Below are 22,651 nucleotides of genomic sequence, written 5' to 3' on the forward strand. Positions count from 1 at the left end.
TTTGATGAAGGTAGCGCGCCGTTGGTTCGGCTGGCTACCGCCGGCCCGGTGCGGTGCAAGGATTGCGCCAGCTGGGGCCCCGGCAGTGGGGGCCGTCCGGCCAAAGCTGGGCGCTGGTCGGCACAATCGGCCGGTCGGTCGGGCCGGCCGCCGCCGGGGGGTACGCGGGCCTAAATTTGCCTTCCCGCTTGCCTACCTTTTTGCCGTTATCATGGCCGATTTCTCCTTCCGGCGCGCCCTCCAGCCGCTCATTCACGTGCTGGTGTGGGGGCTGTTCGGGCTCACGTTTTTGCTGTTTCACCCGCTCACCGGGCGCGTCGTCATGCCCCCGCAGTTCTGGGTGAAGCAGGGCGTGATGCTGGCCGTGTGGGTGGCGGCCTTCTACCTCACGGCGGGCGTCAGCGTGCCGCGGCTGCTGTTTCGGGGGCACACGGGCTGGTTTGTGGGGGCCCTGGTGGCCACGGCCGCGCTGCTGCTGCTGGCCAACTACGGCCTGGAAAAGCAGCTGCACCTGCGCGAGCTGATGGACCGCGCCTTCCACGCGGCCACCCAGCCGGTGGGCGCGGGGCCCCAGCTGCTGCGGGGCCCCGGTGGCCCGCGGGGCCCCCGCAGCGCCTTCCGCTTCGATGCCACCGGCACCGGCACGCTCATTACGCTGCTGGTGCTGGGCATTGCCACCAGCATCACGGTGGTGCAGCGCTGGCAAAACGAGGCCCAGGGCCGCGAGCGGCTCGAGCAGCAGCGCGTGCTCTCGGAGCTGGCCTCGCTGAAGGCGCAAATCAACCCGCACTTCTTTTTTAATACGCTCAACAACATCTACGCCCTCACGCTGCTCGACGGCGAGCAGGCGCGCACGGCCATCCACCGGCTCTCGCGCATGATGCGCTACGTGCTTTACGACACGGCCGCGGGCCCCACGCTGCTCAGCCAGGAGGTGGCCTTCATTCAGGACTACATCACCCTGATGCAGCTGCGCCTCACCGACCGCGTGAGCGTGGAATTTGCGCCGCCCGCGCCGCTGCACGACGTGCCGCTGGCCCCCATGCTGCTGCTGCCCTTCGTCGAGAACGCCTTTAAGCACGGCGCGGCGGCCTCGCACACCAGCCGCATTGTGGTGGCCCTGCGCCAGCCCACGCCCCAAACCTTGGCGTTGGAAGTGCGCAACACGCTGCTGCCCACGCCCACCACCGACCTGGCCGGCAGCAACGGCATCGGCCTGGCCAACACCCGCCGCCGCCTCGAACTGCTCTACCCCGGCCGCTACAACCTGCGCGTAACCGAGCGCACGCCCGCCAACGAATACCTGGTGGAGCTGGCGCTGACGGTGGAGTAGCTGTGGCGGTTAGCCACTGGCTTTTTAAACAGGTGGGGGCCCCCACGGCTACCTATTTTAGTAGTTGCTGCGGGGCCAGGGTGGGGTGGTCCGGCGACTTTTTCAGTCGTCGGGCCACTCTGGCGGTTGAACGAGGCCAGTGTTCAAGCGCCAGAGTGGCCCGACGAAGCCCTTCGGGCAATTCGCCGGACCACCCCGTTGTAGGCTACTATTGAAATGGCAAGTCCTGGGAACAGTCGCCGGATGATCGTGAACGTAGAATTAATTAACCGATAACAGCCTTCAGCTGTAAGCTAACAGCCAATAAAATGTCTACCGTTCTCAAGTGCATTGCCGTCGACGACGAGCCGCTGGCCCTGGGCCTGGTCTGCTCATTCATTGAAAAAACCCCTTTTCTGGAGCTGGTGGGGCGCTACGACAACGGCGTAGAAGCCCTGAAAGGCCTGCACGCGCTGCCCCCGGGCGGCGTTGACGTCGCGTTTCTCGACATTCAAATGCAGGAGCTCAACGGCCTGGAGCTGGCCCGCGTGCTGGCCCAGTCCGGGGGCCCCCGGGTGGTGTTCACCACTGCCTTCAGCCAGTACGCCGTGGAAGGCTACCGCGTCGACGCCCTCGATTACCTGGTGAAGCCCTTCAACTACGAGGAGTTTTTGCGCGCCGCCACCAAGGCCCGTGCCTACGCCGAGCGCGACCAGGCCGCGGCCGCCCCCGCCGCTGCGCCGCCCGAGGAAGACAGCATTTTCCTGAAGGTGGAGTACCAGCTCGTGCGGGTGCTGCTGGCCGACATCTTGTACGTAGAGGGGCTGAAGGACTACGTGAAAGTGCACCTCAAAAGCTCGCCCCGGGCCCTGCTTTCGCTGATGAGCCTGCGGGCCATGGAGGAGAAACTGCCCGCCCGGCGCTTCCTGCGCATTCACCGCTCGTTCATCGTGGCGCTCGACAAAATCGAAGCCGTGCGCCGCCTCACCGTGCAAATTGGCGACGCCACGCTGCCCGTGGGCGACCAGTACAAGGAGGCGTTTGGGCAGTTCCTGAGCCGCTGGACCTGAGGCCATTTGGGGCCTCCCGGCGATGGAACTGCCAAGTTGGTCTAGGAAGCTCCACTGCCGGCCGAAGCCCGGCGGCGGCCGGGGCCCCGGGCGGCACCTTTGCGCCGCGGGCCGGCACTGGGGCCGCCCGCTTGCTTCGCTGTTGGCCATGACCCCCCGCACTGCCCCCGCTACCGCCGCCTTGCCGCTGGAAACCGATTTCCTGCGCCTCGCCTACCGCCCCGACGTGCACCAGCTGGTGGCGCGTTGGCGCCAGCAGGGCCCGGTAGCCGAGCTGCGGCGCGGCTACCGGGCCCTGCTGGCCGCCGCCGAAGCAGCGGCCTGCCCCTACTGGGTGGTGGACGTGCGCAGCCGCGACGCCCTCGACGCGGCCGCCACGCGCTGGCTCACCGATACGTTCTTGCCACTGCTGCCCGCGCGCCTGGCCAGCCCCGTGTACCTGGCCTACCTGGTATCGCCGCGGCACCTGGCCGTACTCGGGGCCGCGGCAGCGACGGCCGGGGCCGAGGCCCGGGTGGCCTTCTTTGCCGAAGAAGGGCCCCTGAACCAGTGGCTGGTGCAGCGGCAAAGCGGGGCTGCCCGGGGCACTAAATCGTAGCCCGTTGCCGTTGGTGGGGCCACCCCAAGCCCCGAAAGCTCAAAAGTAGTTGAGCAGGCAAGCAACCATCAGATAGGTTTCAGGTATCTTTGCGGCATACGACATCCATTTTGCTTACTCCATTTTTCTTTTCATGAAGAATTTTTTTCCAGTCGTTTTGCTTGCGCTGGCGACTCTAAGTCTCGGTTCCTGCAAAAAAAGTGATTCCACTACCACCGCTACCGGTGTTTGGACCCGCAGCGCGTATTTCGGCGGCTTGAAGCGCAGCGGTGCTGTGAGCTTCACAATCGGCAGCACGGCCTACGCTGGCCTGGGCATGAACGGTAATGACTCACTCGGTGCTTTCAAAGACTTTTACGCTTACACTGCCTCTTCCAACAGCTGGACCCAAGTAGCCCGTTTCCCGGGCAAAGGCCGCTACCTGGCCGTGGCGTTCTCCGACGCCAATTTCGGCTACGTGGGCACCGGCTACGACGGCCTGAACTACCTGAGCGACTTCTGGAAGTACGACCCAACCAAGAATACTTGGACCCAGATTGCTTCGTTCCCATCGGCCCGCTACGGCGCCGTGGCGTTCACCGTTAAAAACGTGGGCTACGTGGGCACCGGCAACACCGGCAACACCCAGAACGACTTCTACCAGTACAACGCCACCGCCAACACTTGGTCGGCCATCAATGGCTTCCCCGGGGCCAAGCGCCAGGGCGCTTCGGCTTTCACGGTCAACGACAAAGGCTACGTAATGCTGGGCACGGACAACGCCGCTTACCCCACCGATGTGTACTCCTACGACCCCGGCACGAGTACTTGGACGGCTCGCCGCCAGCTCATGGTACACTCGGCCACCTCAGCTGATGCCTTGGACTACGATTACAGCCTCCTGCCCCGCGCCAACGCCGTCAGCTTCGCGGTGGGCTCGATGGGCTACATTGCCACGGGCACTAAGGGCACGGTGCAAGGAGACTGCTGGGCCTACAACCCGGCTGACGATACCTGGACGCTGAAAACGGCCTTCAACGCCACCACCACCGGCGGCGGCGGCGGCGTCGGCCGCTCCAACGGCATTGGGTTTGCCATTGGCACCACGGGCTACGTGGGCTTGGGCGTAACGGGCACCACGCGCCTCGACGATCTGTACCAGTTCGCACCGGATGCAGTTCCTCAATAAAGCACGCCGTTTGACGAGCCGGCCCCGCACCGGGGCCGGCTTGCTGGCCCTGCTGTTGGCAATCGTGTTGCTGGCGGGCTGCAAAAAGGGCGACGGCATCAACGATTCGCTGCCCGCGCCCGCGGCGGTGAACCGAGTGGCCTTCTACACCGATACCGTGACGGTGCGCACCAGCACGGTGCTCATCGACTCCATTATTTCGTCGAACAACTCCGGGTTGGCCGTGGGGCGCTACGTCGACCCACTGTTTGGCACCGTGACGGGCCGGGGCTACGTAAGCTTCACGCTCGATGCACCGCTGGTGGTTGACCAAACCCAGGTGTACGACTCGCTAGCGCTGGAAATTAAGTCGGATAACTACCGCTATGGCGACAGTACGGGTGTGCAACGGGTGGAAGTACACCAGCTTCCCAACGCGCTGCGCACCGACGGCAAGTTCTACTACACGAAAGACGACGTGCCCTACGGCGCGACCGTGCTCGGCCAGCGCCAGTTCCGACCGGGCAACAAAGCTAAGTCGCTACACATCCGCCTAAGCAATGTGCTGGGCCAGGCACTCTGGAACGCCGGCCAAACCAACCAGCTTACCTCCCAAGACCAATTGGGGCGCTACCTGAACGGGCTGGCTCTGACACCCGGGGCTAACGACAACGGGGCCATCCTGCGCTTCGGGGCGGCCGCAGTGTTGCGCCTGTACCACCACGCCACCAACGACCCGGCCACGGTGCTCACCTACACCTTCACGGGCGGAGGCAGCGCCACGCCGCACTTCTACCACCTGGAAACTAACCGGGCGGGTACCGCGCTGGCGGGCCTCACCGCGTTCCGCCAGGCGCTCAGCAGCACCGCTACGGGCAACCGCAGCTTTGTACAAGGCACGCTGGGCGTTTACACCAAGTTGGAGTTTCCCTACCTGCGGTCGCTAAATCAGTTCGGCAACAGCTTGGTGCTGAACTCGGCTACGTTGCAGCTGGCGGTGCCCGGTGCCGCGCAGGACAGCACCGCGGGGCGCCTGCCCACTCTGGGTACGGCGCTGACCAACAGTTCCAACCAGCTCCGGGCTCCGTACGCTAGCAACCCCACCAACGCTATGAGCCCCAATGCGGTCCGGGCCACGGTGATTACTTCGCCTCAGAGCGGCTTACCGCAGGTTACGTATGCCATTAACCTGTTCAGTTACATCCAGGCTGTGCTGGCTGGCACTATTGATAATAATGGCTTGCTACTGAGCCCGGATGTGCAATTGCTTGTTTTTAAAGGTGGTGCGTTGGGTAACCAGGCTAATACCGCTGCGCCGCTCCAAGTTAAGATCTACTACACTCGCATCGTACAATAGCCCGTTTGTGGGACCCCCAAAAAGCCGCCGGTTCGCAGCAGTTGCTGCGGGCCGGCGGCTTTTGCATTGCTGGGGTTGGCAGCATGGCCCCTGCTGATGGTAAGAGTTGCCAATGAAAAGCCCCGTTCAGCCCGCCACGGGCAGCGTGAACAGGAAGCAGCTGCCGGCCGGCGGCTGGCTTTCGACCCACAGCTGCCCGCCCTGCGCGGCAATGAACTCGCGCGAGATGCTCAGGCCCAGGCCCGAGCTACCGGGGCTGGGGCCCTGGCCTGGGGCCCCCGGCACGCCCGCAAACCGCTGGAAGATGCGCTTGTGGTGCTCGCGGGCAATGCCGGGGCCCTGGTCGCGCACGCTCAGCTGCACCATCTCGCCCCACGGCACGGCCTGGATAACGAGCGGGGCCCCCGCGGGCGAGTAGCGGATGGCGTTGGCCAGCAGGTTGATGAGCACCCAACTGGTTTTCTCCACGTCGCCGTGCACCGCGGGCAAGTCGGGGGGCAGGCGCAGCTCTAGTTGCAACTGCTTGTCTTCCAGCTGGGGGCGCACGATGCCCGTGGCGTAGGCCACCACGTCGGCCAGGGCCAGGGCCCGCACGTTGAGCTGGATGCCGGCCCCGGCGTCGAGCCGCGACACGTCGATGAGCTGGCCGACCATGCCCAACAGGCGTTGCGTCTCGTCGCGGATGCCGGCCGCAATGCGCTGGCGCTCCTCCGGGTCGGTGCGCTCGTCCTGCAAGAGGAACAGGCTGAGGTTGATGCTGGCCAGCGGCGTTTTCAGCTCGTGCGAAATAGTAGCCAGGAAGTTGGATTTCAGTTGGTCGAGCTTTTTGAAATCGGACACGTTGCGCAGGCACAGCACGTGGCCGGCCGGCGTGGGCGGGCCGCCGTCGGCTCCTGGGGCCTCGATGTGGCCGATGGTGAGGCGGTAGTGCGGCTCGGGCGTTTTGTGCGGAATGGTGAACACGGGGCCCTGCACCACGGCGTCGGAGGGGTGGGGCACGGCCACGGCGGCCAGCAGGTCGGCCAGCAGCGAGTTGGTACGGGCCACCTCGGCGGCGGGGCGGCCGAGCAGGGTGGCGGCGGTTTCGCCCAGCAGGTTGCAGGCCGCCGGGTTGGCTAGCACCAGGTCGCCGTGCTGGTCGAGCAGCAACAGGCCCTCGTCGAGACTCATCACGAGGCTGTCCATGCGGTTGCGCTGCACCAGCAGCTCGGCCAGCGTGATGCGGCGCTCGTCCTGGGCCTGGCCCAGCACCAGGTTCACGGCCGCCGCCACGTTGCCGATTTCGTCGTTTTTGCGCACCGCCACCCGGGTGGCGGGCCCGGGGCCCGCCACTTGCTCCATGTCGGCGCGCAGGCGGTGCAGGGGCCCCACCACGGCCCGCGGCAGGCGCACCAACAGCAGCACGCCCAGCACCGTGCCCGCCATCACGAAGGCCGTCACCGCGCGCCGCGCCGCGTCGAAATCGGCCTGCTCGATGCCCCGGGCCCCTTTTTCCAGAAAGGCGATGGTGGCTAGCGCGTAGCCGCCCAGGCCCAGCAGCAGCAGCAGCAGCAACCCCACACCAAGGCGGATTTTGAGTTTCAGGGTCATTTGGGGAAAGCAAACGTTGCGGTTTAAGTCGAGCAGTAGCGCGCTGTAGCGCGGACTTTGTAGTCCGCCACTTTGAACGGTGGCTGAACGATTGTCGACAGGACGAAGCGAGGCCGCGGACTACAAAGTCCGCGCTACAGCGCGCTACTGGTCCAGGCCGTACTCCTGCAATTTGCGGTAGAGCGTCGTCAAGCCGATGCCCAGGCGCTTGGCCACATCGGGCTTGTCGCCGGCGCGCTCGCGCATGAGGCGGCTGATGTGCTGGGCTTCAAGGGCGCGCAGGCTGTCGCCGCCGGCCGGTGGGGCCCCAGCGCGGGCGTGGAACTCGTCGGGCAAATAATCGGCGGCTAAGAGCTGGCCCGCGGGGGCCAGGATGGCGGCGCGCTCCAACACGTTCTTCAGCTCGCGCACGTTGCCGGGCCAGGCGTAGGCTTGCAGCAGGCGCAGCGCGTCGGGCTCGAAGCCGGGCAGGCGCTTGGCGAGGCGGGCAGCGAAGTGCTGCAAAAAGTAGGCGGCCAGCAGCGGCACATCGGCCGTGCGGGCGCTGAGCGGCGGCACCGCGATGGTGAACACCGAGAGCCGGTAGTACAAGTCGAGCCGGAAATTACCTTCGGCCGCTTCCTGCTTAAGGTTGCGGTTGGTGGCCGCCACTAGGCGCACGTTCACCTGGGTGGGCTTGGTGTCGCCGAGCTTGGTGAACTGTTGCAATTCCAACACCCGCAGGAATTTGGCCTGCACGTTCAGCTCCAGCTCGCCAATCTCGTCCAGGAACAACGTGCCGCCGTTGGCTTCTTCCAGCAGCCCTTTTTTGTCGCCCAGGGCCCCCGTGAAGGCGCCTCTCTTGTAGCCAAACAGCTCCGACTCCAGCAAATCGCGCGGGAAGGCGCTGCAATTGACGGCCACGAACGCCTTCTGGCGGCGCCCACTGGCCTCGTGCAGCGCCTGGGCAAACAGTTCCTTGCCCGCGCCGGTGGGGCCCTCCAGCAGCACGGTGCTGTCGGTGGGCGCCACCTGGCGGGCCAGGTCCTGGGCGCGGCGCAGGGCGGGCGAGGTGCCAATCATGGCATCAAAATCGGCGCGCTGGGCCACGCGGCGCTCCAGGGCGGCCAGGCGCTGGCGCAGGCGGGCCTTGTCGGCGGCGCGCTCCACCACCACCACCAGCTGCTGCTCAAAATCGCCCTTCGTAAGGTAGTCGAACGCGCCCTGCTTCATGGCCCGCACGCCGTCGGCAATGGTGCCGAAAGCGGTGAGCAGCACCACTTCGGCGTCGGGCGCAGCGGCCCGGAAGCGGGGCAGCAGGTCCACGCCGTGGGCGTCGGGCAGCTTCACATCGGAGAGGATGACGAGCACCTCGGCGGTATGGTCGCGCAGCAGCTCGAAGCCGCGGGCCGCGTCGGGGGCCTGGAGCACGGCGTAGCCTTCCAGCTCCAGCACCCGCGCCAGCAGCTGCCGCAAGCGGGCTTCGTCGTCGATAATCAGCAGGGTACCGGTGGGCATGGGTGGGGCAGTTTGGGGCGAGTGCAAAGAAAGCCAGACTTTGGCCCGCTGGGGACTGGGCCGCGCTTCGGCGTACTTTGTGTTAGTGGGCCAACGGTTGGCTAAGGATCAAGCTTAAGATTTGCTTAAAAGCTCCGCGGGCCACGGGCTTTGGGCACCGCGGCGGGTCGGGTCCGCGTTCTTAGTGGGCTGTTCGTACTTCCTTATTGTTAATCAGTCATGCGCTTTTTCCATCTCTTCATGGCCAGTGCGCTGCTGATGGCCGCTGGGGCCCGTGCCCAAACGCCGCCCGTCACCGCCTGGAACACCGACCTCACCGCCGCCCTGGCGCAAGCCAAGGCCAGCCAGCGGCCGGTGCTGGCTGTGTTCTCGGGTTCCGACTGGTGCAAGCCGTGTATCATGCTCAAGCAGGAGGTATTCGACCAGCCCGAATTCGCGCAGTACGCCCAGGATAAATTCGTGTTGGCCCGCTTCGACTTCCCGCGCAACCGCAAAAACCAGCTGCCGCCCGCCCAAACCAAGCTAAGCGAGCAAGCCGCCGCCCAGCTTAATAAGGAAGGCACGTTTCCGCTGGTAGTGCTGCTCTCGCCCGAGGGCAAGGTGCTGGCCAAGAGCGGGTACCGCCCCGGCGGTCCGGCGGCCTACGATGCTTACCTGGCACAGCTACTAACCCCCCGCTAGGCCCCATGGGCACCTTCTTGGTTCGGCGCCCGGTGTGGTGGGTAGCGCTGGTGGCGCTGGCCCGGGGCCCCTTGGCTTTGCCGGCGGCCCGGGCCCAGGGGGCCCCCACCGTGGCGGCCGCCCGCGCGCCGCGCGCCTACACCCGCAGCGCCCACCTGATGGGCTCGCACTTCACCTTCACGGCCGTGTCGGCCGACGACTCGCTGGCCTGGCGGGCCCTGCGCGCCGGCCTGCGCGAAACCCAGCGCATCGACCGCCTGTGTTCGTACTGGGACTCGGCCTCGCAGGTGGTGAAAATCAACCGCCTGGCCGGCATCCGGCCGGTGGTGGTGGACCAGGAGGTGTACGACCTCATTGCGCGCACGCTGAAGATTTCGGCGCTCAGCGGCGGGGCGTTCGATGTCACGTTTGCCAGCGGCGACAAGATTTATCAATTTGACAGGCAGGAACACGCCCGCCTGCCCGACTCGGCCGCGGTGCGCCGCTCGGTGGCGCGCGTGGGCTGGCAAAAGGTGCAGCTGGATCCGGCTACGCACGCCGTTTTTCTGCCTGATAAGGGAATGCGGATCAACCTGGCCGGCATCCTGCAAGGCTACGGCGTGCGCCGGGCTTCGGAGACCATGAAGCGGATGGGCATCGCCGGGGGCCTCATCAACGGCTCGGGCGACGTGTACTGCTGGGGCCGGCAGGCCGACGGCGCGGGCTGGCGCATCGCCATCGGCGACCCGGCCAAGCCCCGTAGCGTCTCGTCGTGGCTGACGGTGCGCGACCTGGCCGTGGTGACGGCGGGCAACTACGAGCAGTACTTCACGGTGGGCGGCACGTACTACGGCCACATCATCAACCCCCACACGGGCTACCCGGCCACGGGGCTGCGCTCGGTCACCATCGTCTGCCCCGACGTGGAGCTGGCCGACGCCCTCGACGACGCCGTGTTCGTGCTGGGGCCCCGGGCGGGCCTGGCCTTGATCAACCGCCTCAAGGGCGTGGACGCCACGGTGATTACCGACGACGGCCAGACGCTGGTGTCGCGCGGGATGCAGCTTAATTCCTACCACAGCGCGGCCCCCGCCCCCGCCAAGCCCTAGCGCCAAAAGCTCTTTTTGCCATGACAAAATACCCTGTTTATCTGCGCATTGCCGCCCTGGGCCTGCTGCTGGCCGGCGCCGGGGCCCTGCCCGCCTGCGTGTCGGTAGCCGCCTACCAAAAAGCCTACCTCAACGACGAGGACATGAAGCTCGCCACCAAGAAAGTTGAGACCTCGGAGGTCAACTTCGAGAGCTACCGCGAGGGGGCCGGCGGGGCCAACGGCGGCAAGGTAGGCGGCGGCTGCGGCTGCAATTAGGGCCCCGGCGGCATTTTCTGTATTTGATTAACTGATTAACTATGAAATTTTTACGCTTAGTGGGGTTGCTGTTGCTGGCGCCTGCCGCGGCGTGGGCCCAGGGCACGCCCACGCCCAACCGCCTCGACGGCTCGGGGGTGCCGGCCACGGCCGCGCCGGTCAGCCGGGGGCCCCTGGCGGTGGGCGAAACGGAGGTGGACATCCTCGGCAGCTACTACCAGCAGAACGGCGACCACAGCGCCGTGGAGGGCGGCATCGGCACCCAGCACCTCACCGACGTGTCCCCGGCCATCATCCTAAACGTGCCGCTCGACTCGGTGACGCGCCTCGCGGCCAACGTGGGCTTCGATTACTACGCCTCGGCCTCGACCGACCGCATCGACCAGGTCCTCTCGTCGCCGTCGGCCCAGGACGTGCGCTACCACGCCGATTTTGGCCTCGCGCGGCTGCTGGCCGACAAGCTGACGACCGTGGGGGCGGGGGCCGGCGTGTCGAAGGAGTACGATTATTTGTCCTTCAACGTCGTCGGGTCGTATGCCCGCACCTCGCGCGACGGCAACCGGCAGTTCAGCGCGGCCGGGCAGGTGTTCATCGACCGCGTGACGCTCATTTTGCCCGCCGAGCTTCGTCCTGGGGGCCCCCGCGATAAGAAGTACGGCTCCGATAACCGCCAGAGCTTCAACCTGTCGCTGGTGTACGCGCAGGTGCTGAGCAAGCGCCTGCAGGTGGCCATCAGCGCCGAGCCCGTGGCCCAGCGCGGACTGCTGAGCACGCCGTTTCAGCGGGTGTACTTCTTCGATAGCAGCCCCGTGCTGGGGGCCCCCGGGGCCCTGGGTACGGCCAAGGCCGAGCTGCTGCCGCGCCTGCGCTACAAGTACCCCGTGGGCCTGCGCCTAACCTACTACGCCACCGACCTGGTGCAGCTGCGCGGCTTCTACCGCTTCTACAACGACAACTTCGGCATCCGGGCGCACACCTTCGAGCTGGAAGCGCCGGTGAAAGTGACGCCCTTTTTCACGCTCTACCCGTTCTACCGCTACCACACCCAAACGGCCTCGACCTACTTTGCGCCCTACCTGGCTCATTCGGTGGCTGATGAATTCTACACTTCCGACTATGACCTGGCGGCCTTCACGGCCCAGAAGGTGGGCCTGGGCTTCCGCTACGCGCCGCTCTACGGGCTGGGCCGCTTCAAAACGCCCTTCGGGGGCCGGGTCGCCAAGTTCAAATCCGTCGACCTGCGCTACGGCCACTACTGGCAAACTACCGGCCTCACGGCCAATGTGGTGAGCGCGGATTTCTCCTTCGTGATGCCTTGAGGCGCTAGGGGTGTTCTAAAACGGGGTGGTCCGGCGACTTTTTCAGTCGCCGGACCACCCCGTTTTATCAAGAAAACTAATCCCGGGGCCCCCTACGCTGGGAATACCAGCGTAAACACCGTGCCCTGGCCTAGCTTACTCTGTACAGTGCGCTCGATGCCGAGCAGAGTGCAGGCCTTGGCTACGATGGAAAGGCCCAGGCCGGTGCCGTCGATGTGCTTGTGGGCCAGGGCGTCGGAGCGGTAGAGCGGGTCGAAGATGCGGGCCAGGTCGGCGGGCTGAATGCCGATGCCCTGGTCGGCCACGGTGCAGACAAGCCGGGGGCCCCGGTGCGCCATCCCCACCGCAATGGTGGAGCCCGCCGGCGAGTACTTGATGGCGTTGCTCAGCACGTTGTCCAAAATCAGGTCCACCAGGTATGGGTCGGAGGCAATGGCGTCGGCCGGGCCGTCCTCCACGTCCACCCGGATGTGCTTGGCGCTGAGATCCCCGCGGTGGCGCAGCAGCACGTCGTGCACGCTGCTGCGCACGGCCAGCTCCTGCCGGTGGGGGCCCGGGGTGTGGTCGCCGAAGCGGGCCAGCAGCAGCAGCTGCTCGACGAGGTACGTGAGGCGGTCAATTTCCCGGATGCCGAGCGTGATGTTTTCGACGTACTCGGCCGGGGTGCGGGGCTTGCGCACCAGCACTTCGAGCGTACCCTTGAGCACGGCCAGCGGGGTGCGCAGCTCGTGCGAGGCGTCGGCGGTGAATTGCTTTTCGCGGGCCACGGCCTGCTCGATGCGGTGCAGCAGGCCGTTGATGGCGCTGGCCAGCGTATGCAGCTCGTCGGGGCGCGGGGGCAGGGCAATGCGCTCGGCCAGGTTGTTGCGCGTGATGCGGTCGGTGGTGGCCGTCATCTGAGTGATGGGGGCGATGCTGCGCCCGGCCAGCCGCCGCGCGCTGCCAAACAGCACCAGCAGCACCACCGGAAACGAGCCCAGCAGCACCAGCGCCAGGCTGCCCAGCACGTGCTGCGCGGCTTCCGACGACAACCCCGCCACCAGGTAGCCCACCGGGGCCCCATTCCGCAGAATGGGCACCTGCACCTGCCGAATGGCCTTGCCGCGCAGCACCGAGTTGCGGGGCGCGCGCCAGCCTGGCCCGGCATCAAAGGCCAGCTGGTCGGCCTTGAGGTTGGGCGAGCGGTCGGTGAGGTGCCCCAGCGCGTCGTTCACCTGGATGAACACCGGGTCGACCTGCACCTCCAGGTGCTCGCGCTCCTCCCACTCCTTGCGGTTGGCAAAGCGCACGGTGCGGCCCGTCACCGCCAGCTCGCCCATGTGCTTGGCGGCCTCGAAGCGCAGGTTGGCGTCGAGGTCGGTGTACACGCGGTGGCGCACCACCCCGAACACCACCAGGTAGGCGGCCGCCACCAGGGCGGCCGTGGCCAGCACGTAGTGCAGGGCCACGCGGTCTTTAAAACGCAGCTCCATGTTAGTCGCGGGCGACATACCCAATGCCGCGGATGGTTTGCAGGTACTCGTCTTCCTTGCCCAGCTTGAGCTTTTTGCGCAGCGCGTTCATGTACACGTCAATCACGCCGGTGTTGTACTCGAAGTGGATGTCCCACACGTTTTCGATGATTTTTTGGCGGCGGCATACCTTGCCCTTGTGGCGCAGCAGGTATTCGAGCAGGGCAAACTCTTTCTGGGTGAGCATAATTTCCTCGCCGTCTTTGTGCACCTGGTGGGTGCCCACGTCGAGCACGATGGGCCCCACGCTGAAGCGCTCGGGCTCGGCCGGGGGCCCCGCCACCCGCAGCTGCACCCGGATGCGCTCCAGCAGCTCTTCGAAGTGGAACGGCTTCCGGATGTAGTCGTTGGCCCCCGCCTGCAAGCCGGCGATGGTATCGGCCACGGTGTCTTTGGCAGTGAGGAAAATGAGGGGCGTTTGGTCGTGGGCGGCGCGCAGCTGCTGGCATACTTCCAAGCCGCTGAGGCCGGGCAGCATCCAGTCCACCAGCAGCAGGTCGTACGTCTGGGCCAGGGCCAGGGCCAGGCCGGCGGGGCCCGTGCCGGCCACGTCCACGGCGAAGGCCTCTTCCTCCAGCCCCTGCTTCAGGAACCGGGCAATGCCGGGTTCGTCGTCAATCACCAATAGTCGCATAGAAATAGAAAAGGCCAGGGACGTAACGGCTCCGCAACGCGCGGCGGCCGGAAATAAGTAATATGCGGGAGTAAGTTCTCACGCTGGATTTAAATAAAAGCAACCTCGTGCCCTGGAACGCTATGCTCCAGTAATCGTCGTACTGGGCTTGCCGAAGCATCTCTCCCGTGCAAGTAACTACCCGCTGCCGGGGAGGGATGCTTCAGTTGCGCGGACGCTCGATGCGCATGAGCGCCTTTTGGCTGCCCACCCACCGAGGCCCACTAATTTTTCTGAGGCAACGACTTGCTGAGGGAATACCCGTATAAACGGTAAGCAGACGCTAATAACCACCACATTAAGGCCCCACGCGTGGTCTTAAGCCAATTTTAAGCTTTTGCTAAGCGATGCTTAAGGAAAAGCGGCGTTTAAAGCTCAATCCCTCACGCCGATGGGAACGGCTCTTCCCGGGGCCCCACCGCCGGTCAAATTTCTTCTTTTTTCATTTTTATGAAAGTTTGCCTCCTTGCGGCTTCCGTAGCCCTATTGGCCGCCGCAGCTCCCCACCACGCCACCGCCCAAACCCGCCGCGCCAACCGGACCCCCACTGGGCAAGCTGCCCCGGCGGCCACTGGGGCCGCCACGGCCCCCGACAACACCCCCACGCCCCCGGCCGACCCCAACGGCAAGCTCGACTACCGCAACCCGGCCGCCGACCCGCTCATTCCGGTGGAGGCCGACAAGCGCCAGCCCATCACCGACGACCTGCAAGCCACGGTAGTAGAGCTGCTGGAGCTGTTCCACGACTCAAAGCAGTGCCATTGGAACCTGCGGGGCCCCCTGTACCTGCCGCTGCACGAGAAGCTGCAAGAAAATGCCGACGAGTACCGCAAGTACGCCGACATCCTGGCCGAGCGCGTGCTGCAAGTAGGCCACCCCATCGACGGCCGCACCGGCGTAATAGCTGCCACTGCCAACCTGGGCGACATGCCCGGCGGCTATCTCTCCGACAAGCAAGTGCTCATCCTCATGACCGAGCGCATCACCACCGTGGCCAAGCGCGTGCGCCAGCGCATTGACCACATGAGCAAAATTGACGAGGTGACTTCCAACCAATTGCAGGAGTTGAGCTACGTTCTCGACAAGCACGTGTGGCAGTTCCGCGTGCACATGCAATAAGCCACCCAGGGCCCCAGGCCCTAGGTGCTGAATAGTAAACGGGGTGGGTGCATGGTGGCAAGTAGTCGCCGCGCACCCACCCCGTTTTCGTTTTGGGCCCATAGGTATCATGATGTGCTACCTACTGGATATAGCAGTGATTACGATGTAATTTTGAGCTATGCTAAAGCGTCTCCACATTAAGAATTTCACCGTTTTTGCCGACGCCGACTTTGAGTTCGGGCCGGGGCTGAATGTGCTTGTTGGTACTAATGGTACTGGAAAGAGCCATGTGCTTAAGCTGGGGTATGCAGTAGCTCAAACAGTTGCTGCGGCAGAGCGAAACCGGCGTAATAAATCTGCAGATGAAGCAAGCCTCGATACCCTCAATCTTTTTGCCGCTCTTGGTTTAAGCACGCGTCTATCTAATGTATTTCTTCCTGGTACCCAAAACAGATTAGTAAGAAACATCTCTAATAGTGAAGATGCACAAATAAATTCTGCTTTTGGTAAAGAAGGTGAAATAGGATTTAATTTCAGTATTGGATATTCCCAAAAGCCCTCAAATACTATTAGTAGTATTGATACTACTAAAACATTTACTTCTTCATTTGTAGAAGTAGCTGTTCCAGTTTTTATTCCAGCTAAAGAAATTCTGTCGCTTATGCCAGATATTGTGGGTATAAGCAAAAGTAATCCAGATGTGTTCGATAGTACATATTCTGACCTTGCTACGCAGTTAACTATTAGGGCGCCACAAGTTCCACCTGTCCTCGCAAGGACTATAGTTGATGGATGGGCCAAAGTAATGCAGGGAACGATACAGTCAGAAGACGGAAGGTTTTATTTTCAACCAAATAAGGGCAATAGATTCAGAATAGGGCTAGCTGCTGAAGGATTTCGAAAACTTGGTACATTGATCCATTTATTGACTAATGGTAGTCTAAATAGTGGATCAACTCTTTTTTGGGATGAGCCTGAAGCCAATTTGAATCCAGCGCTTCTTCGTCAATTAGCCGCCATTCTAGCCGAATTAGCCCGCCAGGGATTTCAAATAATTCTGGCTACGCACAGCACAGATTTACTTAAGGAATTTCACATCCTTTCGCGGCAAAAAGATGCCAAGCCGCTGCCGATAAAATATTTTGGGTTGAATGCCGAACCCGGTGAGGCTACCCGAATTGTTACGACCGATAATTTCGAGCTTTTGCCCGATGTCGTGGCGCTAGCGGCAGAATTAAAGCAAGCGGACGAATTAGAGGAAATTTTTATCCGCGAAGACCGGGAGTACTATGCCAACAATCGAGGAGAACAGCCTGGCCTTTGATTTTCCGCCCGATTGGTACGCAGTGAAATACGACCGAGACGCAGAACCAGCTAGTGGCGAATCGGCTGGCTTCTATCGGCGCGTTATGTTGAGCGAAGGAGTGCAACAGGTGCGTGGGGTGGACATTGTGTGCCGGCTGCCGGGGGAAGCCAAGCGCCTGCAATTCATTGAGGTGAAGGACGAGCGCAAGCGCGACTCTGCTACCAATGTGGCCGTTCGCCACGAGGAGCTTCGGCAGACCATGCTGCGCAAAACGCTGGGCACCCTGGCCAGCCTGGTGTTGGCCGAGCGCCTAGGCGATGCGTCGCTGCGGCCGATGGCTTGCCTGAGCCAACAGCCGCTTATTGAAGTAGTTCTTTTTCTGGAGGAGCCGCCGTTAGCGCCGCAGCGTAGTACCCAGCTTCGCAAAGTGACCGAGAAGGACCGAAAGAATATCCTTGATCAAAAGCTGACGGCAAAGTTGTACCAGTGGGGCATTCCCTTCTTTCTGTACGACTTAGATAAGCGCCGGCCGGCACTTTGGCAGGTGCGCGACCTCGTCTAACTCCCCCGAATCTCCTCCTTAATCTCGGCCACGAACTGCGCGAATTCTGGCTCGCTTTCCACGTCGGGGTGCCAGGCCAGGCCCATTTCGGCCAAGTTGTATTGGTGGCGGGGGCTGATGGTGGCCCCGGGCAGGAGCTGGCCGGTGGCGGCGTCGCGTTCGTGGCTCAGCAGCCAGAGGCGGTCGGCGAGGGCGGTGGTGGTGGCGATGTCGTGCGAGACGATGAGGACCGTATTCAGCTCGTCGAGGGTCGTGACCTCGACGATAATTTTCTTCACCTCGTCGATCATCGCCACGTCGAGGCCCGAGAAGGGCTCGTCGAGCAGGATGAGGTGGTCGGAGCAGAGCAGCTGCTGGGCAATGGCCGCCCGCTGGCGCTGCCCGCCCGAGAGCTGGGCCGGGTACTTGCGGCGGTGGGCCCCCAGGCCGAAACGGTCGAGGTATACCTCGACGTGGGCGAGGGCGTCGGCGGGGGCGTACTTGCGGCGGGCGGCCAGCAACAGGTTGTCGGCCAATGAGTAGTGATTGAACAGCGGGTAGCGCTGCTGCACGTAGCCCACGGCGCCGGCGCGCACGGGCTCTTGGGCTTCGCCCACCCGCACGGTGCCCGCGCTGGGGGCCCCCAGCCCTGCCAGCAGCCGGCACAGCACCGACTTGCCGATGCCCGAGCGCCCATAAATGCCCACCACCTGCCCCTGGTGCAGGCCGGGCCGCACCACGTCGAGTACCTGGGCATTGAGGTCGCGCAGCACGAGCTCGGCACCGAAGCGCATCGAGACGTTTTCCAGCGTCAGTAGCGGGGCTTTGTAGGTATGCGGAAAAGGCGTCATGGGGAGATTTGGCTGTAGCGCGGGCTTTGCGAGTCTACGCGTGGTGGGGTTATGCTTTAGCGTTTGGCAGCCGTTTAGCCGCGCGGCTGTGCAGGGCCCGCGCTACTGGGCGGTGCCCAGCGTGGCGTAGGGAAAAATCCACCGGCGCAGGGCTTCGAACCCATAGTCTTGCAGGGCCCCGGTGGCGAGGATGACCAGTTGAATGGCCAGCACGCCGTCGAGGTGCAGGTAGCGGTTTTGCTTGTAGAGCAGCAGGCCGATGCCGCCTTCAGATTGGTAGAGCGTCTCGACCAGCGTAATCAGCGTCCAGACGATGGCGAAGTTTTGGCGCACCACTTCGAGCATGGCGGGCAGCTTGCCGCGCACCACCACTTCCCAAAAGCTGCGCCACTCGCCCAGGCCCAGGGTGCGGGCGTGGTCCATCTCCTCCTGCGTGGTATCGAGGATGACGCGCGTCATGCCCGTGACGAGGTACACCGTGGCCCCGAAGGTGAGCACCGAGAGCTTCACCTGGTGGCCCGAGCTGAGTAGCAGGGCCATGAAAAACGTGAGGCCCGTGAGCGTGAGGTAGCGCAGCTTGGAGGCCACGAACGCCAGCGGCCGGAAAAACGGCAGCGCCGTGCAGTACGAAATCAGCAGCGCCAGCGCCGTGGCCCCCGCCAGCGCCTGACCAGCCGTTACCATGCTGGCCCACAGCGCCGGCACCAGGCCCTGGGTGGTCACGAGGTCGGCCAGGGCCCCCAGCACGTCGCCGAGCCGGGGGAATATTTGAAGCGGATAAAAAGCCCACAGCGCCAGCAGCGCCGCCGCCTGCGTGCCGACGAGCATGGCCAGCACCCGCCGGCGCGGCTGGGCATTGGGGGTAAAAAGGGAGTGCATTTGGGAGTTATGAATTAGAAAATGCAGGGTGTTTAAACAGCATAATTGAACGTCATGCTGAGCACAGTCGAAGCATCTCTACTGCTCAACTAATCATGATTTACTGCCGCAGTAGAGATGCTTCGGCTACGCTCAGCATGACGTTCTAATTAATTTCAGCAATTCCTTGAGTGACCTTATTTGTAATTAATAATTAATTGCCCAATACAATTTCGACGCGGCGGTTTGCGGCCTTGCCGGCGGCGGTGGCGTTGCTCGCCACGGGCTCGGCGGCGCCGTGGGCGTACACTTGCACGCGGCCGGCGGGGAAGGCGCTGGCGCTTTGGTGGGCCAGCCACTGGGCCACGGCCTGGGCCCGGGTTTCGGAGAGGCGCAGGTTCTGGGCGGGGGCCCCCACGTTGTCGGTGTAGCCGTGCACGGCCACTTTGAGGCGGCCGGCCACCACGAGGTCGTCGAAGAGCTGGCTGAGCTGGCGCTGGGCGGCGGGCGTGAAGGTGCTCTGGCCGGTGTTGAACTCGATGTCCCACACGCGCTGGCTCACGCGGCGGCTGATTTCGTCGTCGGCGGCAAACTTGGGCGTTTCGGCCGGGGCCACGGCCTTGCCCTGGTACTGGGCTTGCAGCTTGCGCAGGGGCCCCAGGTCGAGCATCTCATCGAGCGGCACGTAGCTGGGCAGCTCCTTGGGGTACAGTTTCTTCTGCACGTCGCCGAAGGTTTTGTACACCGCGGCGTAGATGTTGGTACCGCCGTTGTCGAGGCCAAACAGGGCCAGGTTGTCGCTGAAGTTGAAGGCTTTGCTGCCGCCTAGCTCCACCACTTCGCCGGTCTGGTCAGCCTCGCTCGTGCCCTTGTAGTACTTCAGCCAGTAGGCGCCGGGCTTGTCCTGGTCGCCGTATACTTGGGCCGAAATATCCGCGGCGCGGGCCAACGCTTCGGAGTGGCTTTTCACCTGGTCGCCGGCCACGGCCAGGGCCGTCATCAGGCCCAGCACCTGCTGCGGGTGGGCGTCGTACCAGCGCTTGGTGGTCACCATGATGTTGGGCATCTGGTTGGAGTAGTCCTTGGTGGACACGATGTTGACGAGGCCGCCCTTCTGCTTGGCGATGTTCACGTCGCCGGGCGTCCAGGTGGCCACGCCGTCGGCCACCACGTCTATCTGCGTGCCGGTGTTGCGGCCGTTGATGACCTGGGCGCGGCTCTCGGGCTTGCCTACGATGTACTTCTCGGCGGCGGCCAGGAAGTCGGGGGCGGCCATAAAGTTCACCGCCTGCGGGTCGTAGGTCGTCTCGTCGGGGTTGACCTTCAGGCCGTTATCCGCGCACCACTTCAGGGCGATGTTCTGGTCGCCGTCGCGCAGGTAGCAGGCAATGGTTTTGCCCAGCGCCGCTTTGGGGTTGTCGAGCCAGGCCTTGGGGCCCATCAGCTTGTCTTCGCCAAACGACTTGCCCACGCTGTAGGGGATGACGGCCAGGCCGGTGCCCGCCTTGCGCAGCTGCGCCTGCACCGCCGAAAACGCCGGCAGGCCGTCGCCCATGATGCTCACCACCAGGCCCGGAGCCTGCGGGTTGCTTTGCAGGTCGAGGGCATTTTTCACCAGGTCGGCCTGCATTTTGGCCACGTCGTCCTGGCGTTCAATTTGCACGTCCAAGCCGTTGGCGGCCAGCGCCGAGCCCTGCGTGGTGCGGGGGCCCCCGTTGGCCAGCATGGCGGCCATCTGGCTGTTCCAGGCCATCACCTCCCAGACCACGGGGGTGCCCTTTCCGGCCGGGGCCGTGCCGGGCAGCGGGGCCAGCGGCACGGCCAGGTTGGTGCGGGCCCCGCCGGTGGCCGCCGGCAACTCAATTGAGCTGAGCAGCACCGACTGGGTTTCCGCTGGTTTGAAGAAGCTGCCGCTGGCAATCAGTTTGTTAATGCCAAAGTAGAGCAGCACGGCGAGCAAGGCGCCGATTACGATTTTACCGCGAGTGGTCATTGTAGTTAAAGCAAAAAAAGAGTTGAGAGGAAGGGGCCCCGGGCGGGTTAGTAGCCCAGGAGCAGCAGCGCGCACTGAGCCAGGGCGCTGCTAGTCAAGCAAACTAGAATAGGCATCATCGGAGGCTTTTTTGAGGGTGGTGGGGGCGGTTTGGCCCGCGGGTTTGTCGTTGGTCAGCAGGGCGTTGAAGTCGCCTTTCTGGTACTTCTCCAGCAGGCGCTGGCCCTGGGCGCTCATCACGCCGTTCTGGATGTCCATCTCCTTCACAAACTCCTGCGAGTAGCGCATGGCCTGCTTGATTTGGCCGAGCTGCTGGGCCATGTCCTGGGCCACGCGGTCGGTGGCCAGGTCGAAAAAGTACTTCTTGTCAGGGTCGCCGCGTAGGATGTTCATCGCCGCCCGCATGCCTGAACTGGTGCGCTTCACTAGCTCGTACTCGTCCTTCAAGAGGTTGACCTTGAACTTACTGGCGTCAATCTGGCGCAGGGCGGCTTTCAGGATCTGGCGCATCACCACGCTCACGTTGGCCGTGGTGGTGGCCATGGGCTGCAGGCGTTGGCTGTACTCCTGGAGCTGGGCGGCGCGGCTGGCGTAGCTGTCGGCGGCGTCTTTTTCGCCCTGGCGGGTGGCGGCGTCGGCCAGGGCCAGGTACTCGCGGGTTTGGGCGGCGTTGGCGGCCAGCTTGCGCTGCACCAGCTCGCGGGCCCCCTCGATGTGGCCCACTTCGGCGTCCATCTTGCGCGCCTCCTGCTCAGTGGTGCGGATGTAGTCCTCCATGATGCCGATGGGGTCGGTGTTGACGAAAATGCCCGCCGCAGTGCGCAAAATGCGCTGCCCCGCGTACCAAAATCCGGCCTGGATCCGCTTGTTCGTGCCCAGCAAAAACAGCACGAACAGGGCCCCCAGCCCCAGGCCCAGCCGCACGGTGTCGAACACCATGGCCACCAGGAAGGGCACGATGTGGCCCCAGCCGTAGGCGCCGGCGGCCCCCAGGCCGGCCAGCACCACCCAGCCGGCCACCTTTTCGGGCCGCTGCCACTTGGGCAGGCCGGCGGGTTCAGAAGAAGAAAAAACGGGCAGCGTGTTCATTTCGCGTTGGTAGTTAAAGGGTTGTCAGAAGCAGAAGTGACCAGAAAAGACTGCGTGGCATGGCGGTGCGCTTGCACCTCGGCCGCCGCCGCCGCCTGGGCCACCTCGTAGGACGCCAGGGCCCCCTGGGCCTTCTGGCGCTCGGCGGCCAGCGCTTGCTGGGCGGTGGCCAGCTGCTGGCTGCGCTCGGCCAGCTGGCGGGTGAGGTCGGCCACGGTGGCTTGCAGCTGGGCCTCCTGGCCGGCGAGCTGGGCCAGGGCGCTGGGGGGCGTGCCGGGCGGCGGGGCAGTTTCGCCCAGCTTCTGGCGGTGGCGGGCCAGCACCCGGGCGCGGTCGTCGGCCAGGGTTTGGGCCAGGCGGTCGGCCGAGGCCAGCAGGGCGGGCAGGTCGTGGCCCGTGACGGCGCTGTAGGCGTTGAAGGCCGTTTGGTAGAGCAGGGGACCCGCCATGCCGCTGCCGGTCAGGCTCTTCACGATTTTCAGGTAGGCCCCGAAGTCGTGGTCGTCGGCCAGCAGCTGGGCCACGTGGTCGAGGTGCCGCTGCTCGGCCTGCGCCGGGGCCCCGGCGGCCGGGGCGGCAAGTGGGGCCGGAGCCGGCAGCGGCGCAGGAACCGCTGCGGCGGCTGGCGCGGCCGCGTCGTCTTCCACGAAGAATTCTTTGGCCGCTTTGGCGAGGTTATCAAAAATGGGCATGGCAGGCAGCAGTAGGTTGGGGATGGTAGCCTATTGCCAATCCAGATGCCGCGCGCCAGCAAACAATCAATTAATAATTTAAGTAACTGGCAATCAATAAAATAATAATTTATTAAATTA

General features: G+C 64.2%; 21 protein-coding genes. 12 read left to right on the top strand and 9 right to left on the bottom strand.

The window, feature by feature from the left end:
* Window positions 1–211 precede the first annotated feature (211 nt).
* From AXW84_RS06865 to AXW84_RS06885, 5 genes are all read left to right on the top strand, one after another.
* Window positions 212–1,333 (top strand): sensor histidine kinase, encoded by a 1,122-nt coding sequence (locus AXW84_RS06865; protein WP_068230479.1) that lies wholly within the window; start codon window positions 212–214, stop codon window positions 1,331–1,333.
* Window positions 1,334–1,641: 308 nt separating this feature from the next.
* Window positions 1,642–2,382 carry a LytR/AlgR family response regulator transcription factor gene (locus AXW84_RS06870; protein ID WP_068230482.1) on the top strand — a complete coding sequence of 247 codons (741 nt, stop codon included), beginning with the start codon at window positions 1,642–1,644 and terminating at the stop codon, window positions 2,380–2,382.
* Between the two features lie 148 nt (window positions 2,383–2,530).
* Entirely contained in the window at window positions 2,531–2,980 is a 450-nt protein-coding gene (locus AXW84_RS06875; RefSeq protein ID WP_068230486.1) for a hypothetical protein, read from the top strand.
* 274 nt (window positions 2,981–3,254) lie between these two features.
* On the top strand, window positions 3,255–4,148 hold the full coding sequence (locus tag AXW84_RS06880; RefSeq protein ID WP_157886864.1) for a Kelch repeat-containing protein: 894 nt from the start codon (window positions 3,255–3,257) through the stop codon (window positions 4,146–4,148).
* Window positions 4,149–4,158: 10 nt separating this feature from the next.
* Window positions 4,159–5,484 (top strand): DUF4270 family protein, encoded by a 1,326-nt coding sequence (locus AXW84_RS06885; protein WP_157886865.1) that lies wholly within the window; start codon window positions 4,159–4,161, stop codon window positions 5,482–5,484.
* Between the two features lie 126 nt (window positions 5,485–5,610).
* Here the strand turns inward: AXW84_RS06885 and AXW84_RS06890 are convergent, their stop codons facing one another.
* Together AXW84_RS06890 and AXW84_RS06895 are read right to left on the bottom strand one after the other, a co-directional pair.
* Window positions 5,611–7,074, bottom strand: a complete 1,464-nt coding sequence (locus AXW84_RS06890; RefSeq protein ID WP_068230498.1) for a sensor histidine kinase — start codon at window positions 7,072–7,074, stop codon at window positions 5,611–5,613.
* Window positions 7,075–7,218: 144 nt separating this feature from the next.
* Window positions 7,219–8,571 (bottom strand): sigma-54-dependent transcriptional regulator, encoded by a 1,353-nt coding sequence (locus tag AXW84_RS06895; RefSeq protein ID WP_068230501.1) that lies wholly within the window; start codon window positions 8,569–8,571, stop codon window positions 7,219–7,221.
* 219 nt (window positions 8,572–8,790) lie between these two features.
* On the opposite strand from AXW84_RS06895, the gene AXW84_RS06900 reads away from it, so the two are divergent.
* Genes AXW84_RS06900 through AXW84_RS06915 form a run of 4 tightly spaced genes read left to right on the top strand, consistent with a single transcriptional unit; the run spans window position 8,791 to window position 11,916 of the window.
* On the top strand, window positions 8,791–9,252 hold the full coding sequence (locus AXW84_RS06900) for a thioredoxin family protein (protein WP_068230504.1): 462 nt from the start codon (window positions 8,791–8,793) through the stop codon (window positions 9,250–9,252).
* Between the two features lie 5 nt (window positions 9,253–9,257).
* Window positions 9,258–10,340: an FAD:protein FMN transferase gene (locus AXW84_RS06905; protein WP_068230507.1), complete on the top strand. Its 1,083-nt coding sequence runs from the start codon at window positions 9,258–9,260 to the stop codon at window positions 10,338–10,340.
* Window positions 10,341–10,360: 20 nt separating this feature from the next.
* Window positions 10,361–10,597 carry a DUF4266 domain-containing protein gene (locus tag AXW84_RS06910; protein WP_204248433.1) on the top strand — a complete coding sequence of 79 codons (237 nt, stop codon included), beginning with the start codon at window positions 10,361–10,363 and terminating at the stop codon, window positions 10,595–10,597.
* A gap of 41 nt (window positions 10,598–10,638) precedes the next feature.
* Window positions 10,639–11,916, top strand: coding sequence for a DUF3570 domain-containing protein (locus AXW84_RS06915; protein ID WP_068230511.1), 1,278 nt, complete (start codon window positions 10,639–10,641; stop codon window positions 11,914–11,916).
* A 92-nt stretch (window positions 11,917–12,008) separates the two neighbouring features.
* Here the strand turns inward: AXW84_RS06915 and AXW84_RS06920 are convergent, their stop codons facing one another.
* The gene (locus tag AXW84_RS06920; RefSeq protein ID WP_157886866.1) at window positions 12,009–13,406 is read right to left on the bottom strand and encodes a sensor histidine kinase; all 1,398 of its coding nucleotides are present in this window, start codon (window positions 13,404–13,406) and stop codon (window positions 12,009–12,011) included.
* Window positions 13,390–14,061 (bottom strand): response regulator transcription factor, encoded by a 672-nt coding sequence (locus AXW84_RS06925; protein ID WP_068230517.1) that lies wholly within the window; start codon window positions 14,059–14,061, stop codon window positions 13,390–13,392. The genes AXW84_RS06920 and AXW84_RS06925 overlap by 17 nt, the downstream gene beginning before the upstream one ends.
* 489 nt (window positions 14,062–14,550) lie before the next feature.
* Here AXW84_RS06925 and AXW84_RS06930 point away from each other — a divergent pair, with 489 nt between their 5' ends.
* The 3 genes from AXW84_RS06930 (at window position 14,551) to AXW84_RS06940 (ending at window position 17,069) form a co-directional block, all read left to right on the top strand.
* Entirely contained in the window at window positions 14,551–15,219 is a 669-nt protein-coding gene (locus tag AXW84_RS06930) for a Dps family protein (protein WP_082773747.1), read from the top strand.
* 160 nt (window positions 15,220–15,379) lie between these two features.
* Window positions 15,380–16,525 (top strand): AAA family ATPase, encoded by a 1,146-nt coding sequence (locus AXW84_RS23105; protein ID WP_071891083.1) that lies wholly within the window; start codon window positions 15,380–15,382, stop codon window positions 16,523–16,525.
* A gap of 85 nt (window positions 16,526–16,610) precedes the next feature.
* Window positions 16,611–17,069 (top strand): hypothetical protein, encoded by a 459-nt coding sequence (locus tag AXW84_RS06940; RefSeq protein ID WP_068230525.1) that lies wholly within the window; start codon window positions 16,611–16,613, stop codon window positions 17,067–17,069.
* Here AXW84_RS06940 and AXW84_RS06945 read toward each other — a convergent pair.
* From AXW84_RS06945 to AXW84_RS06965, 5 genes are all read right to left on the bottom strand, one after another.
* Window positions 17,066–17,899: an ATP-binding cassette domain-containing protein gene (locus tag AXW84_RS06945; RefSeq protein WP_068230526.1), complete on the bottom strand. Its 834-nt coding sequence runs from the start codon at window positions 17,897–17,899 to the stop codon at window positions 17,066–17,068. The two genes, AXW84_RS06940 and AXW84_RS06945, sit on opposite strands and share 4 nt — an antisense overlap.
* Window positions 17,900–18,001: 102 nt before the next feature.
* Complete coding sequence (locus tag AXW84_RS06950) at window positions 18,002–18,778, bottom strand: ABC transporter permease (RefSeq protein WP_068230530.1); 777 nt, start codon at window positions 18,776–18,778, stop codon at window positions 18,002–18,004.
* Window positions 18,779–18,971: 193 nt separating this feature from the next.
* The gene (locus AXW84_RS06955) at window positions 18,972–20,750 is read right to left on the bottom strand and encodes an OmpA family protein (protein ID WP_068230532.1); all 1,779 of its coding nucleotides are present in this window, start codon (window positions 20,748–20,750) and stop codon (window positions 18,972–18,974) included.
* A 90-nt stretch (window positions 20,751–20,840) separates the two neighbouring features.
* Complete coding sequence (locus tag AXW84_RS06960; protein ID WP_068230535.1) at window positions 20,841–21,839, bottom strand: PspA/IM30 family protein; 999 nt, start codon at window positions 21,837–21,839, stop codon at window positions 20,841–20,843.
* Window positions 21,836–22,531: a hypothetical protein gene (locus tag AXW84_RS06965; RefSeq protein WP_068230538.1), complete on the bottom strand. Its 696-nt coding sequence runs from the start codon at window positions 22,529–22,531 to the stop codon at window positions 21,836–21,838. Before AXW84_RS06965 ends, AXW84_RS06960 begins: the two co-directional genes overlap by 4 nt.
* Between the last annotated feature and the right edge of the window lie 120 nt (window positions 22,532–22,651).

It is taken from the genome of Hymenobacter sp. PAMC 26628 (genome assembly GCF_001562275.1).
In the GTDB taxonomy this organism is placed as follows: domain Bacteria; phylum Bacteroidota; class Bacteroidia; order Cytophagales; family Hymenobacteraceae; genus Hymenobacter.

What these genes read in the sequence shown, in the direction of transcription:
- AXW84_RS06865 (WP_068230479.1), top strand. Translation starts at nt 212, where the DNA reads ATGGCCGATTTCTCCTTCCGGCGCGCCCTCCAGCCGCTCATTCACGTG.
- AXW84_RS06870 (WP_068230482.1), top strand. Translation starts at nt 1,642, where the DNA reads ATGTCTACCGTTCTCAAGTGCATTGCCGTCGACGACGAGCCGCTGGCC.
- AXW84_RS06875 (WP_068230486.1), top strand. Translation starts at nt 2,531, where the DNA reads ATGACCCCCCGCACTGCCCCCGCTACCGCCGCCTTGCCGCTGGAAACC.
- AXW84_RS06890 (WP_068230498.1), bottom strand. Translation starts at nt 7,074, where the DNA reads ATGACCCTGAAACTCAAAATCCGCCTTGGTGTGGGGTTGCTGCTGCTG.
- AXW84_RS06895 (WP_068230501.1), bottom strand. Translation starts at nt 8,571, where the DNA reads ATGCCCACCGGTACCCTGCTGATTATCGACGACGAAGCCCGCTTGCGG.
- AXW84_RS06900 (WP_068230504.1), top strand. Translation starts at nt 8,791, where the DNA reads ATGCGCTTTTTCCATCTCTTCATGGCCAGTGCGCTGCTGATGGCCGCT.
- AXW84_RS06905 (WP_068230507.1), top strand. Translation starts at nt 9,258, where the DNA reads ATGGGCACCTTCTTGGTTCGGCGCCCGGTGTGGTGGGTAGCGCTGGTG.
- AXW84_RS06910 (WP_204248433.1), top strand. Translation starts at nt 10,361, where the DNA reads ATGACAAAATACCCTGTTTATCTGCGCATTGCCGCCCTGGGCCTGCTG.
- AXW84_RS06915 (WP_068230511.1), top strand. Translation starts at nt 10,639, where the DNA reads ATGAAATTTTTACGCTTAGTGGGGTTGCTGTTGCTGGCGCCTGCCGCG.
- AXW84_RS06920 (WP_157886866.1), bottom strand. Translation starts at nt 13,406, where the DNA reads ATGTCGCCCGCGACTAACATGGAGCTGCGTTTTAAAGACCGCGTGGCC.
- AXW84_RS06925 (WP_068230517.1), bottom strand. Translation starts at nt 14,061, where the DNA reads ATGCGACTATTGGTGATTGACGACGAACCCGGCATTGCCCGGTTCCTG.
- AXW84_RS06930 (WP_082773747.1), top strand. Translation starts at nt 14,551, where the DNA reads ATGAAAGTTTGCCTCCTTGCGGCTTCCGTAGCCCTATTGGCCGCCGCA.
- AXW84_RS23105 (WP_071891083.1), top strand. Translation starts at nt 15,380, where the DNA reads ATGCTAAAGCGTCTCCACATTAAGAATTTCACCGTTTTTGCCGACGCC.
- AXW84_RS06940 (WP_068230525.1), top strand. Translation starts at nt 16,611, where the DNA reads ATGTTGAGCGAAGGAGTGCAACAGGTGCGTGGGGTGGACATTGTGTGC.
- AXW84_RS06945 (WP_068230526.1), bottom strand. Translation starts at nt 17,899, where the DNA reads ATGACGCCTTTTCCGCATACCTACAAAGCCCCGCTACTGACGCTGGAA.
- AXW84_RS06950 (WP_068230530.1), bottom strand. Translation starts at nt 18,778, where the DNA reads ATGCACTCCCTTTTTACCCCCAATGCCCAGCCGCGCCGGCGGGTGCTG.
- AXW84_RS06955 (WP_068230532.1), bottom strand. Translation starts at nt 20,750, where the DNA reads ATGACCACTCGCGGTAAAATCGTAATCGGCGCCTTGCTCGCCGTGCTG.
- AXW84_RS06960 (WP_068230535.1), bottom strand. Translation starts at nt 21,839, where the DNA reads ATGAACACGCTGCCCGTTTTTTCTTCTTCTGAACCCGCCGGCCTGCCC.
- AXW84_RS06965 (WP_068230538.1), bottom strand. Translation starts at nt 22,531, where the DNA reads ATGCCCATTTTTGATAACCTCGCCAAAGCGGCCAAAGAATTCTTCGTG.